This is a genomic window from Advenella mimigardefordensis DPN7 (assembly GCF_000521505.1).
Taxonomy (GTDB): Bacteria; Pseudomonadota; Gammaproteobacteria; order Burkholderiales; family Burkholderiaceae_B; genus Advenella; species Advenella mimigardefordensis.
The window spans coordinates 904,577-920,170 of the sequence record NZ_CP003915.1 but is presented as its reverse complement, the minus strand read 5'-3'; the positions used below and the strand labels follow the sequence as shown (position 1 = coordinate 920,170).

Here is a 15,594-nt window from a genome sequence, read left to right as displayed (position 1 = left end):
TTTATGCCAGGCGCATACAAAATCACATTCATGTTCATTAAATCACAATAAGGGGACAATCATGAAAAAAATCTCATTTGTATTAGCTGCACTATGCGCGACACTGATTGGTGGCGCCTACGCCCAGGACAAACCAACGGTGCAGTTCATTGCCACCGGCGGGACCATTGCGATGAAAATTGATCCGGTCAAAAAAGCGCCGGTGCCGGCTATCTCCGGCGATGATCTGCTGGCAACCGTACCCGGCGTAGCTGAATTGGCCAAAATCGAAGTGAACAATCTATCAAACGTACCATCAGACTATATGGATCCACCACGCTGGGTTGAGTTGAGCAAGGCGGTGAGCGCCGCGCTGCAACGCCCGGAGGTATCAGGCGTGATTGTGTCGCACGGTACCGATACCCTGGAAGAAACGGCGTTCTGGCTGGATTTGACTGTGCAATCAGACAAGCCCATCGTCCTGATTGGTGCGCAGCGTAACGCCTCTTCATCCGACTTTGACGGGCCACGCAATCTGCTCAATGCGGTACGTATTGCAGTCGACGAACAGGCGAAAGGCAAAGGCACCATGCTGGCCATGAACAATCAGATTAATGCCGCACGCCATGTGACCAAAACCCATACAGCAAATGTAGAGACATTCCAGTCGGGCGACTATGGCTTCCTGGGCGAAGTCTACCCTGATCGAGTACTGTTTGCCCGAGAGCCATTGCGCCGTCAGCATATTCCCCTCAGCGCTGAAACCATGCCGAAAGTGGAAATTATCGCGATGTACGGCGGCGCCGACGGCAGCCTGCTACGCAGTGCCGTTGATCAGGGCGCAAAAGGCATTGTGGTGCAAGCGCTGGGCATGGGTAATATGAACAAGCCGATGTTTGACGCAGTCAAATACGCACTGGAGAAGCAAATCCCCGTTGTGATTTCCACCCGTGTCTATAACGGTCGTGTGATGGCAAACTACGGGTTTGAAGGCGGCGGCAAGACGACCGCCGATGCAGGCGCCATTATGGCGGGCAACCTGAGCCCGCAAAAAGCCCGCATTCTGCTCATGTTGCTCCTGCAAAGTGGCAAATCAGGCAAAGAAGACCTGCAGTCTGCCTTTGACGCCATGTGAGGATTGAGTCATGTTCAATCCCCCTCTTATCAATGGATTGAATGTGTATCCGGCGTTTCAGGGCGCGTCAGATTTTTTGTGTTTGCGCAGTTGATTAAAAATAACTGAAATGAACCCACAATCAGACAATTTTTTTATACTGACCGGCGGTCCCGGCTCCGGCAAAACAACGTTACTCAGCCATCTGGCCGGTATGGGCTACCACTGCATGCCCGAAGCCGGCCGGGCCGTCATACGCCAACAGGAACGTCTTGGCGGCGCTGCCCTGCCCTGGAACGATAAAAATGCATTTGCCCGCTGTATGTACGAACACGATATGGCGGCTTACCGGCGCGCATGCGCCATGACGGGTCTGGTATTCTTTGATCGTGGCATGATCGATGTCATCGCTTATCTGCAACTGGAGCAATTACCCGTTCCGAAATGCCTGCAAGCAGCAGCATCCCGTTGCCGATATCATAAGACAGCATTCATCCTGCCGCCCTGGCCACAAATCTATCGAAATGACCACGAACGCAGGCAAGACCCGCCCACCGCCATTGCTACTTACAAAGCGATGATGAAAACGTATGCTCAATATGGCTATACACTGGTGCAGGTGCCGTGCCTGCCGGTTGCGCAACGGGCGGCGTTCATCCTCAATGAAATCGCCTTCCGGCAGACGCAAGAAGGATGAACCCCGGTTAATCGAGCGTATTGCTACAGGTCAGGCGCACAATGAAATTGCAACAGTATTTCCCTATCGGCGATCAGCGTCTGTTCCGATGCCAGTACTAATGTTTTGTTGCCGCTACGACTCACCCCGATCAGCCCCTTTTGCAAGACCTGCGCTGCGGTGTTTACACTTGTCATACTGTCATAACCCACCAGCGCGGAACGGCAGCCACACTCTGCAATAGACTTGTTCAATTGAAAAGTCGTGCTGGCCAGCACCATATTGTTATGTATAGACGTGTCTGTTATATGAATGTTCACACATGCAGACAGCGCGTTGCTGACCCGCAACGGAACACTGAATGCCTGTGCCGGCCCATGGGCGAACGCCAGCAATATAGCGGAGCAAACGATAGATTTCTTCATGGACTGTGCCCTCAGACGATGCGTAGCGCTGCCCCGCTCAGATCGTGCCATCCGATATGCAACAGGGCGCCACCTTGCGTTTACTCCATGTGAGGATGACGATCCACCAGTCGCTGGCGGCGCGCCTTGAGCGCTTCGAGCTGTTCTTCCATTGCTGTGATTTCCTCATCGACATCGGCAACCGTCTGCTCAATGTTCTCGTATGCCTCCTTGAGCAGGGCCTTGGCCTCGCGTCGGTTGGATGCCGTGGGCGTGTCACCCCGCAATGGCTTATTCGCAGTCTCGGGAAGATAAAAGGAGGTAATGATTCCAATAACGGCGGCAACCATCAGATAGTAGGCCGGCATCATCAGGTTACCGGTTTCTTCTACCAGCCAGGCGGCGATCGTTGGCGTGAGCCCTGCAACAATAATGGCAACATTAAAGGAACTGGCCAGCGCGCTGTAGCGGATACGCGTCGGAAACAGCGCCGGCAATGTCGATGCCATCACGCCTGTCATACAATTGAGTACGATCGCAATAAACAAAAGACCAAGAAAAATCAGACCGGTATTGTCACTGCCAATAAAGTGATAAGAAGGCACGGCCAGCAACAGCAAGCCAATGCTGCCAAGGCGCAGAAAGGGCTTTCTGCCTATTTTGTCGCTGAAGAAGCCCACGACAGGCTGCACAAATAGCATCCCGATCATCACCACCACAATAATCAGCACACCGTGTTCTTCGGTATAACCCAGGCTGCTCGACAGATAGGTAGGCATATAGGTGAGCAACATGTAATAAGTGATATTGGTTACCAGAACCACACCAATGCTGATCAATAAAGCCTTGCGATATTTGGAAAAAATCTCACGAAAGGAAACGCCTGGTTTTTCCTTGATGGCGTCCTTGTCTTCTTTTTCCATCTTTTCCAGCTGCTGCGTAAAAGCAGGCGTCTCTTCGGCGGCATGCCGCAGATAAAGCCCCAGCAGTCCTAACGGGCCCGCCACAAAGAAAGGTACACGCCAGCCCCATTCCAGGAAGGTCGGCTCCTTGAGGATAGTTTGTAACAGCACCACCAAGCCTGCCCCCAGCACGAAACCGGCAATGGAGCCGAAATCCAGCCAACTGCCCAGAAACCCCCGTCGCCGGTCGGGGGCATATTCTGCCACGAAGACTGCCGCGCCCGTATACTCCCCGCCTACAGAAAAGCCCTGGGCCAGTTTGCACAACAGCAACAGAATCGGCGCCCACAGACCGATGGTTGCATAGGACGGTATCAACCCGATGCAGAAAGTGCTGATGGCCATGATGATAATCGTCAGAGACAGCACTTTCTGTCGCCCGAAACGATCTCCCATGACACCAAAAAATACGCCGCCCAACGGGCGGACCAGGAATGGTACAGAAAATGTACCCAATGCAGCAATCGTCTGCACGGCAGGCGACGCGTCCGGAAAAAAAACTTTACCCAGCGCATAGGCCACGAAGCCATAGACGCCGAAATCAAACCACTCCATCGCATTGCCAAGCGCCGCGGCAGTTACCGCCTTTTTGAGCTTGGTGTCATCAATGACGGTGATATCGTCAATTTGCAAGGGCTGGTTTTGCTGTGATGCTGAAGCTGACTCTGCCATTCTCTTCTTCCCCGTGCTTCCCATTGTTACAAGCCATGTTGCCATAATGTACAGCCCGTTGCAAACATTTCCTGTACAACGCCGCGTATACATTTATTCACAGATTGCCAAATGACCCTGTATTGAAATTGTCATAAAAACAGCTGGAAATTCTGCCACCGGCAGTTGATCACGCCCGTGATAGCGTCGGCAACTCGGCACAGGCCCATGTGAGACCAGAACAACAGTCGCGTTGAGAAGCAACCCGTTGCCATTGCCTGGTACGCACACAAGCAGAACGAAAGAACCCCAGAAGCGCCTAACGCTCTGGGGTTCAAACTACGGAGTTGATGCAAGGGCCGGGAGTCCTTGATACGTTGCCAGGCAACCGCACGTCTTGTATGAATAGTATGCCGGAGCATGTCTACCCACTACGGTTACCTGCAAACTCCAAGCCTTTATTCTACTGCATTGAACCGCGCCGGCAATCACGACGCCAGGCGTCGCATTGCCAGACGAGGCAAGTCATCAGAAGCGATGATTCAGACCAACGCCCACCAGGGTTGATTTCAGTTTGACGTTCTCTGCGTTGTCAAACTTCAGTTTGCCTGTGCCGTAAGAGGCGAGCGCATAAACAGTCGTGCGTTTGGACAATTTGTGCTCGTAACCCAGACTGAAAATACTCAGCTTGCCTTTTACACCGTCAAAATCGTCGTCATTGTTTTTGGTAGAACTGCCCTGATAGGAGGCCATGATCTTGCCGCTATCGCCGACGGGTGCAGACACGCCCACTACCCATGCCTGTTGACGGTAGCCATTTGTTTCAGCGTAATTGAATCCATTGGCATCTGACGTAAAGTCATTCAATGCACCGGTCAGACCGGTACTGCCGACGCCACTGGCCACAATGACGTCATTGTCCATGGAACCGCGAACCTGACCGTAGCCCAGATACAGTTTGACTACGTCAAAATCGTAGGCGCCAAACAGGTTCCACATATGTGTCGTGCCTTTCTGGTCGTCTGCGTTAGCCACACGTACATCTGTGCGGAAACGATCATAAGAAGCACCGATAGACACAGGACCGTTATCATAAGAGAGACCAGTCGTAATCCAGTTGGAGGTATCGCGTTGCTCGAAATCATCGATGCCATCGCTGCTGGTTGTTTTGGTGTTTTTGCCAGAGTAGCCAATGCCAAATTTGAAGCCCGAGAAATCAGGCGTCACATATTTGATCGAGTTGTCCATACGGGCGTAAGTTGACGCACCAAATGCGCCTGAAAGCACGCCAGCCTGGTTATAGCCGACGCCGAAGGGGTTAAGCGACGAGACGGTGTCGGACGCAACGTTGTTTTGGCGTCCCAAAGTCAGCGTACCCCAATTGGCGCTGGTCAGACCAACATAAGCATAACGACCAAACAGACGGTTACCCTGCAGGGATTTGCCATTGCCCAGATCGAAGCCGCTTTCCAGCTGGAAGATTGCACTGGTACCGTTGCCCAGGTCTTCAGCACCCTTCAATCCCCAGCGGTTGCCGTTTCTGACACCGTTGATCAGGCCAATGTCACGCGTTTTGGTCCAGGCATCGCCCTGGGTCACTTTGGTCTGTTGATAGCCAATACCGGCATCGACAATACCATACAGGGTTACGGAAGTTTCGGCGTGGGCAACGCCGGCAAAGCCGACGGTTAGTGCTGCAGCAAGCAAAGTCTTTTTCATGTATCAAATCTCCTCAGGAATGGTCATCATTATTCTTACCCGAATGGTTCAGAAACGATTCAGATTTGATGCAATATAAAGATTGGATACATTTATGTAAAGGAACCGCCATGCTTCAAAATTGGCCCGCCAGAGAGTTTGGATGCGGGTGGCAACCACGCCACGATCGTTCCTGCGACGCAGCAATTGTGTGTGACAGCCATCCGATTGCATCTGAAATAATTATCCTCTTACACGCAATTACATTTGTAATCATAGCGTTAATGAGATATCGCCCGACATGCCGATGCAAACAGCCCTCCCTTACCTATACGTAAAACTGGCATGATTCTTGCCCAGTCAATTATTTTGCGGGTTTAGGTCATACGGGTTTTCCTTCATAGTGAATACGCCTAGGGTTTTGTATTACATTTGTGACATATATGCGACATTCCACATAATTATGGTCAACCTACCACCGGCGTGTAGGAATGCCAGGCGGTCAGCGATTGAATGGTACTTCCAATGTGCAGGAGCTTAGCCTCATCGCCGGCCTTGCCCGTTAACTGTACGCTGACTGGCAGGTTGGTCTGGTCAAAACCGGCAGGCAGTGCCAACGCACAACCTTTCACCCAGTTAACGAAGCGCGTGAAAGTGCCCAGCGGCGTCACAGACTCGTCCACCTGTGCCAGCGGTATCGCACTTGAAGGCGTAGTGGGCAACATCAAGGCATCTTTGTCGGCCATCCATTGTGTCCATACTGCCTGCATCTTCTGATGGGCTTCCAGTAAATCCTGATATTGCATATCCGATATGCTCTTCCCGCTCATTAGCCGATCTCGCACAAAAGGCCCGAAAAGCATGTCCGGATCCTGGATGTAGTCCCTATGCACGCGCCAGCCTTCGGCGGCTATCAGTTTTCCGCAGTCGCTCATAGCCTGCTGAAAATTGAACGGCGGTGCTTCGCGTATGATTGTTGCACCGGCCATGTCGACCATCCTGGCCATATCACGCAAGCCCAGGCGTACGGCACGCTGCACCGGCACACCGTAGTCTTCTTCGGGCAGAACACATATCCGCATCCCGGCAAGCTGGTCAGCCTGATCACACCCCGGGTACATCACGCTCTGCACCTCCTGCCCCGGTGCATGGGTCAGCGCTTGCAGCAACAAGGCTGCGTCATCTGCGGTTCTGGTCATGGGCCCAACGCTATCGAGCTTACGGGACAGGGGAAAGACACCGTCGGCATTAACCAGACCAACCGTCGTTTTCAAGCCGGTAATACCGTTGAGGGCGGCAGGAATTCTCACCGACCCGCCGGTGTCGGTGCCCAGTGCGCCCGGCACCAGGCCGGCGGCAACCGCGACGCCCGATCCACTGGAGGAGCCGCCGGGCACACGGTGAAGATTGCGATCCCAGGGATTGCGAGGCGTTCCCTGCAAAGGATTCGTCCCCCATCCGCCGAACGCAAACTCTACCGTATGCGTCTTGCCGATAATGACTGCGCCATGGGCTTGCAGGCGCTGTACCACATCGGCAGTGCCGCTACTGATCCGGGTCTCCCATTGCCGGGAACCGCAAGTGGTAATCGTGCCTTCAATATCACATAAGTCTTTGATGCCCAAAGGTATACCGTCAAGCATACCCAGCGCCTTTCCCTGTTGGCGCCGCTCGTCGGACTGGCGAGCCTGCGCCAGCGCCTGTTCAGGAAAGACACAGACAAATGCATGCAATACGGGATTCAGGTTGGCTATCCGATTCAAAAAGAATGTCGTCAACGATTCGGCTGTCACATTGCTCAGGGCCAGACTGCGGGCCAGTTCAGTGATTGAAGCAAAGGCGTACTGTTCCATCATCTGTCCTTTACGCCACACCGGCTTCGCCAAGCATGCAATGGAGCAATACGTTGCATCCGGCCTCCACATGCTCTGGCAAGGCGTCTTCGATTTCATTGTGACTGATACCATCTTTGCAGGGGATGAATATCATCGCCGCCGGACATATGCGTGCCAGGTACACGGCATCATGGCCTGCGCCGCTGACCAGCCGGGAATGGGGATAGCCCAGCCGGGCAGCATTGTTTTCCACAGCATTGACCTGAGTCTGAGCAAACGCCTGCGGAGGAAAATAAACAACCTCTTCTACCTGAATCTGTACCTCATATTTGCCGGCCATGGCATCGCAGTAGCGCTGAAAATCGGCCTTCATCGCCGACAGATCATCGTCGGTCAGTGCACGCAGATCCACAGAGAACCGCACCCGCCCGGGGATCACATTCCGTGAATTGGGATACACGTCAACCCACCCAACCGTGCCACGCCCATCTTCACCGTAGCGGCAGCCAATTTCATTTATTTCATTCATGATACGCATTGCAGGCAGCAGCGCATCTCTGCGCAGTGCCATGGGTGTCGTGCCGGCGTGCGACTCTACCCCCTGTACCTGAACATCAAACCAGCGTTGTCCCAGTGCACCCGTGACCACGCCAATCGTATGCGAGCGCTGTTCCAGCACCGGACCCTGCTCAATGTGAGCCTCAAAATAGCTTTTTACCGGGGTGGCACGACATGGTATCGCACCGTCATAACCAATGTCAGCGAGTGCAGCGGCAACACTAATGCCTTTCGTATCCGTACTTTGCAATGCAGTCTGCGCAGAAAATGCCCCGGCGTATACGCCCGACCCCATCATGACCGGGACAAAGCGCGAGCCTTCCTCGTTAGTCCATACGACAACCTCCAGCGGCGCCAGCGTTTTGATCTGCAGATCATTCAGTGTGCGCAGCACTTCAAGCCCGGCCAGGACACCATAATTGCCATCAAACTTGCCACCGGTAGGCTGTGTATCAATATGGCTGCCGGTCATGACGGGAGGCAGTTGCGGGTCAGTCCCTTCGCGGCGGGCAAAAATATTACCCAGTTCATCTACGCGAATGGTGCAGCCGATTTCCGTTGCCCATTGCACAAACAGATTGCGACCTTCCTTATCCAGCTCAGTCAATGCCAGACGGTTAACGCCGCCCTTTTCCGTACCACCAATGCGAGCCAGCGTCATGAGCGAGTCCCAAAGTCTTGCGCCATTGATCTGCCCGACACTGCTGTGAGTATTCATATCCATTTCGTTTTGCCTGTTGAGTAAAAATCGTTGTTACGTGAGTGCCGTCAGGCAGCAGCCAGATGGCACTGAACCCGATGGCTTTGGCTGATTCTGGTCGTCGGCGGTACACTTGTCGCACAGTGCGCCATCACCTGATCGCAACGCGCAGCAAATGGGCAGCCGGGTGGCAAATTAGCCAGATCAGGTGGCGAGCCACGGATCACGTCCAGTGGCTTGCCACGCTCCATGCCATGGCGTCGGCTCTTGAGCAATGCCAGCGTATAGGGATGCTGAGCATGGTGCAAAATGTCGCCAATACTGCCCTCTTCCACAATCCGCCCGCCGTACATGACGGCAACCCGGTCCGCCATTTCCGTTGCCGCGCCAATATCATGGGTGACAAAAACAATGGCCAGCCCCAATTTCTTTTGTAATTCACGCATCAGGATCAGCACCTGTATCTGCACCGTTGCGTCCAGTGCGGTAGTCGGTTCGTCTGCCAGCAGCACTTCGGGCTGGGCAGACAGCGCCAGCGCGATCATGGCCCGCTGGCGCATGCCGCCAGACATCTCGTGCGGATACGCAGCAAGGCGCCGCTCCGGACTCGGAATACGCACTGCTTCCAGCGCGGCAATGGCGAGCGCCCTGGCTTGCTGAGCACTAATCTGGTGGTGCGTGCGAATGCATTCGATCATTTGCTGGCCTACGGTATAAACGGGGTCCAGGGCCAGCAGAGGTTCCTGAAATACCATTGCTATTTTCTTGCCGCGCAGCGCACGCAATTGGCGCCGATCCATTTTCAGCACGTCCTGCCGGTTGATGCGGATTGAGCCGGTTTGTCGGGTTTGCCTTTCCGGGTGCAGGCGCATCAAGGCCCGCAAGGTCACGCTTTTACCCGATCCTGATTCGCCAATAAGCACCAGCGTTTCACCTTTGGCTACGTCAAAAGAAACACCATTGACCGCCCGTATCGTCTTGCCAGCGCGTTCGAAAGCAACCGTCAGATCAGTCACTGAAATGGCGGCATCAGCCCGATCGTCTGCAACAGACGCGCTGCTGTGTTGTTCCTTCATCCGCGTCATCACTTGTGTATTCATTGTGTTCCTCTCAAATGGACATATCAGCGGACGCTTGCCGCGCCGTATCCACACTTTGCCCGATGCGGTCATTGACCCGAATACATGCAACCTCATGTCCCGGGCGATGCGCCAGCAACAGCGGCATATTGGATTTGCATTGGGCAATCATCTGACTGCAGCGCGGGTGAAACCGGCAGCCTGACGGCGGTTCGATGGGGTTCGGCGGGTCCCCGGCCAGCGGTGCTTTTTCGGTACGATGGTCCGGGTCGGTTGTCGGAACCGACGCCAGCAGCGCCTGTGTGTAAGGGTGGGCAGGCGTACTGAGCACCTGATCGGTCGAACCCAGCTCAACCACTTTGCCCAGATACATCACCAGCACCCGATCGCACAAATATTCAATGACGCTCAGATCGTGGCTGATAAAAACAAAGGTGAGGTTGTATTTTTTTTTCAGATCCGATAGCAGATTCAGTACCTGAGCCTCTACGGATTTATCCAGCGCAGAGACGGCTTCATCAAGAATAATCAAGCGCGGTTTCAGGGCAATGGCGCGTGCGATGTTAACGCGCTGCCGTTGTCCGCCCGACAGTTCGTGAGGGTACCTGCCGGCAAAGCGTTGCGGATCCAGCCCAACATTCGCCAGCAACTCCAGTGCCTCGCGCTCGGCCTGCCGAGGCGGTACGCCGTGCACAATCGGAGCAAACGCGATGGTATCCAGAATCGTCATGCGCGGATTCAGGGATGAATAGCTATCCTGAAAAACCATTTGCACCTGACGCCTGAACGATTTCATCGGCAATTGGCTGGTACCTACCGTCTGGCCGTCGAAGATCAGTTCGCCACGATCCTGCTGCAGCAGTTGCATCAGCAGCCTGGCGGTTGTTGATTTGCCGCAGCCGGACTCCCCGACAATACCCAACGTCTCGTTTTTCATGACATCGAAACTGATCCCATCTACAGCCTGTACCGCAGCGGCATTGCGACGAAAAAACGTGTTTTTCAGAGGAAAGTGCTTCAGCAGATTCTTCACAATAAGCAAGGGCTGCGCTGGTCCGCCAACATCCTGGGTCTGAGCCAATGTGGTTGTCGTCATACTATTACTCCTTAATATCCATCGCCTGGCGAAGCCCGTCTGAAAAGACGTTGAACGAAATCGATGTGATAAAAATCATCAGGCCCGGCAATGCCGCAATCACCGGCTGCGTGTAAATCGCCGTACGCAGGGTATTGAGCATAAGACCCCATTCAGGCTCTGGCGGCTTAACGCCCAGACCCAGAAAAGACAGCCCCGATGCCAGAATCATAGAAACAGAAATCAGACTGGTGGAGAAAACGAAAATGGGACCAAGCACATTGTTAAGGACCTGACTGAACACGATCCTGACCGGCGATGCACCTGATATCCGGGCCGCATCCACAAACTCCTGCGTGCGCATTTGAGTGGTCACGCTTTCGGCCACGCGAATGATTTGCGGAATGAACACCACGGTCAGCGACAACAGCGCATTACCGGTGCCGGCGCCGAGCGTGCCCGAGAGCGCGATCGCCAGCAATACCGATGGAAAGGCGTACAGCACGTCGGTCAGACGCATGATGACTGCGTTGGTGCGTCCACCGGCATATCCGGCGACGATGCCGATCGCGCCTCCGATTGCAAACGCAATGATTACGGGTGTGATACCCATGAACAATGACAGACGTGCCCCCAGAATCAGGCGGGACAGCATATCGCGCCCCAGTTCATCGGTACCCAGAAAGTAATTTTCGGTGCCGATAGGCTTGAGCCTGTGAATAATCGAAGACTTATATGGATCTGCCGGCATGATCCACGGCGCCAGTATCGCCATCAGCAGCAGAAGCAGCAATAAACCGGCTGCAAACATCGCACCCCTGTTACGCCGCAGGTTACGCAGGACGCCACTCCAGTACCCCGCCGAGCGGGGTGCCTGTACTAGCGACAAGTCTGCATTGGTGGCAAGGGAATAATCAGTCATGGTGTTACCTTTGAATACGGGGATCAAGCCAGGTCTGAATGGTATCGACCAGCAGATTGAGCAGCACGAAAAAGATCGCCATGATCAGAATCGTGCCTTGCAGTAGCGGAAAGTCGCGCTGGAACACGGCCGAATTGAGCAGAAACCCGGCGCCAGGCCATGAGAAAACTGTTTCGATCAGAATGGAGCCACCGAGCAGATAGCCCAGTTGCAACCCCATCACGGAAAGGGCCGTGGGCGCAACGTTCTTGACCAAATGCATAAACATCCGACCGCGCCCCAGGCCCCGGGCCTGCAGCCCGACCATGAACTCCCGCGACAGAATATCGCTGACAAGGGCACGAATGGTGCGGGCCACAATCCCCATGGGAATCACCGACATCGTGATGGCGGGCAGGATCATATACTGCACATGCTCCCAGTCCCAGCGCCAACCGGTGCCGTCACCTGCGGCCGATCCGGTTGCGGGAAACCAGTTCAGAAACACCGAGAAAATAATGACCAGCACCATGCCCAGCCAATAATGCGGAATACTGACGCCAAGTATGGAACTCAATGACGCCAGCCGATCCCAGATAGAATGTCGCGCATAGCCGGAAATCATGCCGAAGACGACCCCCAGTGAAAAACCGATCAGTACGGCGATTACGGCCAGCCGCAGCGAATTGCCGACCGCGGCGAGCACCTCGGTAGCCACGGGGCGACTGGTCGCGATAGACATGCCCAGATCACCATGCAAGGCCCGCCACAGCCAGTTCCAGAACTGCACCAGAAATGGCTGATCAAACCCGTAGATGCTCATCATTTGACTGCGCAGCGCTTCAGAGGCATCGGGTGGCATGACAGAAACAAGAGGATCACCAGGGGCGATGTGGATCAGGGAGAAACACAGGAATGCCACTCCCAGCAATACGGGCAACGAATACACGAGCCGTCTCAGAAAATACATCATGATAGTCAGGCTTCAAAAATGGAAAACAGGGGGAGTGCTGGCCACCACGGTGGCCAGTGCAGAGTTACTCCTTGGACATCGTGGCAATGTCGATAAACCAGCTTTGTGGCTGGACTACGCCCTTGACCTTGTTGGAAATCGCCCGAGGACCGACATCATGTGCCACATAAAGGAACACGGCTTCGTCCACCATCCGGGTATGCAGTTTGGCCAGTGCAACGTCTCGCTGCGCCGGATCAAAACTGTTGCGGGCTTCGCGGATATATTCGTCGAAGGTATCGTCAATCACATAGCCCCAGTTATTCGATACGGGTGGTAACGCTTTGCTGCTGACAAAACGCACCATGGCAAAGAACGGATCCATGGTGGCTGCACTTACATTGGTCGCCTGTGCCCCATGTGCGCTGGGGTCCTTGGCACCCAGACGCCAGCTGTTAAACAGCGTATTCCATTCGACCACATCAAATTCGACATCAAAAAAACATTCTTTCAGATTCTGCTGGATATATTCATTCATCGGCAGCGGCTGCATCTGACCAGAACCGGATGCCGAGATCTGCACTTTCACTTTGACCGGCTTGCTGGCAGAGAAGCCCGCCTCCTGCATCAGCTTGCGCGAAGCATCCGGATCGTATTTGATATCGAATGTCGGGTTGCCCCACCACGGGCTGGATTTGGCTACCACGCCCTGAGCCGGCGCCATCAGACCGCCCAGCATGCCTTTCATGCCCTCGCGATCGACACACAGATTGGCGGCCTGCCGTAGGCGCTTGTCGGCCCAGGGCGAGCCCTCAACCATAGAAAACTGCCATGGCCAGATATGCGGTTGAACATTGGTATAAATGGTATTGCCACGTGCCTTGATCGGTTCAAGTGCATCGGGCGCTGGCGCTTCAATCCAGTCTACCTGTCCCGACATAAGCGCTGCTGTTCTGGCGCTGGCCTCGGGCATGGGAATCAGCACGACCTTATCCAGCTTGGGTACGCGTGCAGGATTCCAGTAATGATCATTTTTGGTGATTTCAAGTCTGGAGCGCGGCACCAGTCTGGAAAGCTTGAACGGGCCGGTACCGGACGCTTCACTCGCGAACGCATTCCAGGCCTGCTTGGAGCGCTCCAACGGATCCTTAACCGAAGCCGGCACTGCATCAAGTTTCTTTTGCCACTGCACAGGCGATGCGATGAACAGATTTGTCAGGTTATAGGGCAAAAACGCGTCGGGTTCTGTCGTCGTTATTTCAACCGTCATAGGATCAATCACTTTCGCTGCCTTGAGTGTTGGCATCCTTGACACCGTAGCGCCTACTTGAGCAGGATCATATTGAGGAGCGGACTTATCCAGTACCTTCGCAACGTTCCATACCACCGCATCGGCATTAAATGCAGATCCATCATGAAAAAGGACATTCGGACGCAGCTTGAAAATCCATTTGGTCTTATCGGCCTCGTCCACGGTCCAGCTTGTAGCCAGCCCTTGCGTCAGCGGTGTTGCGCCTTTGTCGGAGGACAGATCCCATTCGACAAGCGCATCATACATGGGAATACCGGTAAAGCGATTACCTTCGAATCCCTGATCGGGCTGACCCGAGGTCCGGGGAATATCCGCAGCGGTCATGGCAATGGTCAGCACCGACTCTGCATTGGCTGCCAGAGGCATGGCGCAGGCACTAAAAAATACAGCCATACTCATGGCCGTAGCTAATGTGTTCTTGGGAAAATTGGGGATCATGACGGTTCCTTGAAAGTTGCCAACACTCTCAAGCAAAAGATGTGCCAACGCCGTATTGATGCCCTGTTGGCCATATGGCGTGCTTGCCACGCTCTATACAATCAGCCTGTCGCACCAAAACAAGGCAGACGTGTGCATTGATCGCCCTGCAGATTTAAAAAGGCGCCCATTTGTTCAAACGAGCACGCCAGCTGCACTTGAAGCAGGCATGCATCGCCATTTCGCGTACTTACTCAGCTTCTCCCAACATCGGGAAATCTCCGCCCTGCAAAAGCCGACGACTGTAGGTACGCCCCTCTGCAGCAAGAGCCAGCAAGTTGCGATCCTGTTCCCGACTATTCAGAAACAGCAATGCAATGTGCTGGGAATAAGTATGGCCCGGCCGGAGCGAAATCAATTTGATACGCGGTGTGAAAGATGCGATGCGTCCGGGCAACAAACTGATCCCCATGCCGTTGCTGACCAGATTGATCAGCGAAAAAATATCGCCTACATGCATTCCTATCACAGGTGAGATGCCTGCATTTTCCATCATTTGGTTAAAACTGTATGAGGTTATGAATCCATCGGCCAGAGTCACGAAATTCTCATTGGCCAGCTCATGCAAATCCACTTCAGAGCGACTCGCATAGGGTGAATCCAAAGGAACTGCCAGGAACATTTCATCTGAAAACAATGGCACGGTAATCAGGCGCTTGCTGTCGATACCGTCATGCACCCCGATGACAATGGCGTCCAGCCTGCCATCCTGCAACTTTTGCAGCAGTTCATCGTTGGAGCCCAGCGTCAGCTCTATATTGAGCCCGTCCTTGCGCAGCTTGGTTCCGACAATCAGATGCGGAATGCAGTGCAACGTCAGTGAATAGATGGCACCTACCCGGAGCCGGGACGCATTGATGCCCGCCATGTCTCTTACAGCATGGATGCCATCTTCGCATTCGGCCACTACCCGACGGGCGGATTCCGCCAAACGTCGCGCCGTATCCTGAGGGACCAGATTTCTTCCTTCCAGCTTGAACAGCGGACAGCCTATGGCTTGTTCAAGCGAATGCAGGGCGCGGTGGACGCTGACTACGCTCTGGCCCAGATCCTCGGCGACGCGGGCTAGATTATTGCGTTCCATGAAAGCCAGAAAGACTTCCAGTTTTTTCAGGGTAATCGATTCATCTATGGCCATGGATTTAACTCACAAGGTTTTTTCATGATGGCTAGGGTAAACGATAGGTCAGGCCAGACAGCGCGACCGTTGACTATAGGATT

Annotated in this window: 13 protein-coding genes; 2 read left to right on the top strand and 11 right to left on the bottom strand. The window is 54.1% G+C overall.

The annotated features are described in order from the left end of the window. Positions 1 to 61 precede the first annotated feature (61 nt). Both MIM_RS04215 and MIM_RS04210 read left to right on the top strand, forming a co-directional pair. Positions 62 to 1,114: an asparaginase gene (locus tag MIM_RS04215; RefSeq protein ID WP_025371517.1), complete on the top strand. Its 1,053-nt coding sequence runs from the start codon at positions 62 to 64 to the stop codon at positions 1,112 to 1,114. A gap of 109 nt (positions 1,115 to 1,223) precedes the next feature. Continuing rightward, on the top strand, positions 1,224 to 1,790 hold the full coding sequence (locus tag MIM_RS04210) for an AAA family ATPase (protein ID WP_025371516.1): 567 nt from the start codon (positions 1,224 to 1,226) through the stop codon (positions 1,788 to 1,790). Positions 1,791 to 1,813: 23 nt separating this feature from the next. Here the strand turns inward: MIM_RS04210 and MIM_RS04205 are convergent, their stop codons facing one another. The 11 genes from MIM_RS04205 to MIM_RS04155 all read right to left on the bottom strand — a co-directional run bounded on the left by MIM_RS04205 (position 1,814) and on the right by MIM_RS04155 (position 15,511). Beyond that, the gene (locus tag MIM_RS04205) at positions 1,814 to 2,194 is read right to left on the bottom strand and encodes a DUF2195 family protein (RefSeq protein WP_025371515.1); all 381 of its coding nucleotides are present in this window, start codon (positions 2,192 to 2,194) and stop codon (positions 1,814 to 1,816) included. Positions 2,195 to 2,274: 80 nt separating this feature from the next. Next, positions 2,275 to 3,807, bottom strand: a complete 1,533-nt coding sequence (gene proP / locus MIM_RS04200; protein ID WP_025371514.1) for a glycine betaine/L-proline transporter ProP — start codon at positions 3,805 to 3,807, stop codon at positions 2,275 to 2,277. A gap of 507 nt (positions 3,808 to 4,314) precedes the next feature. After that, positions 4,315 to 5,505 (bottom strand): porin, encoded by a 1,191-nt coding sequence (locus MIM_RS04195; RefSeq protein ID WP_025371513.1) that lies wholly within the window; start codon positions 5,503 to 5,505, stop codon positions 4,315 to 4,317. A 446-nt stretch (positions 5,506 to 5,951) separates the two neighbouring features. Next, positions 5,952 to 7,340: an amidase gene (locus MIM_RS04190; protein WP_158318691.1), complete on the bottom strand. Its 1,389-nt coding sequence runs from the start codon at positions 7,338 to 7,340 to the stop codon at positions 5,952 to 5,954. A 7-nt stretch (positions 7,341 to 7,347) separates the two neighbouring features. Then, complete coding sequence (locus MIM_RS04185; RefSeq protein WP_025371511.1) at positions 7,348 to 8,601, bottom strand: Zn-dependent hydrolase; 1,254 nt, start codon at positions 8,599 to 8,601, stop codon at positions 7,348 to 7,350. Positions 8,602 to 8,645: 44 nt separating this feature from the next. Continuing rightward, the gene (locus tag MIM_RS04180; RefSeq protein ID WP_042070932.1) at positions 8,646 to 9,653 is read right to left on the bottom strand and encodes an ABC transporter ATP-binding protein; all 1,008 of its coding nucleotides are present in this window, start codon (positions 9,651 to 9,653) and stop codon (positions 8,646 to 8,648) included. A gap of 34 nt (positions 9,654 to 9,687) precedes the next feature. Beyond that, a complete protein-coding gene (locus MIM_RS04175) occupies positions 9,688 to 10,752 on the bottom strand; it encodes an ABC transporter ATP-binding protein (RefSeq protein WP_025371509.1) in 1,065 nt (354 codons plus the stop codon). 4 nt (positions 10,753 to 10,756) lie between these two features. Then, entirely contained in the window at positions 10,757 to 11,653 is an 897-nt protein-coding gene (locus tag MIM_RS04170) for an ABC transporter permease (RefSeq protein WP_025371508.1), read from the bottom strand. A 4-nt stretch (positions 11,654 to 11,657) separates the two neighbouring features. Beyond that, positions 11,658 to 12,605 (bottom strand): ABC transporter permease, encoded by a 948-nt coding sequence (locus tag MIM_RS04165; protein WP_025371507.1) that lies wholly within the window; start codon positions 12,603 to 12,605, stop codon positions 11,658 to 11,660. Positions 12,606 to 12,669: 64 nt separating this feature from the next. Beyond that, entirely contained in the window at positions 12,670 to 14,295 is a 1,626-nt protein-coding gene (locus MIM_RS04160; RefSeq protein ID WP_245592855.1) for an ABC transporter substrate-binding protein, read from the bottom strand. 268 nt (positions 14,296 to 14,563) lie between these two features. After that, the gene (locus tag MIM_RS04155; protein ID WP_025371505.1) at positions 14,564 to 15,511 is read right to left on the bottom strand and encodes a LysR family transcriptional regulator; all 948 of its coding nucleotides are present in this window, start codon (positions 15,509 to 15,511) and stop codon (positions 14,564 to 14,566) included. Positions 15,512 to 15,594: the final 83 nt, after the last annotated feature.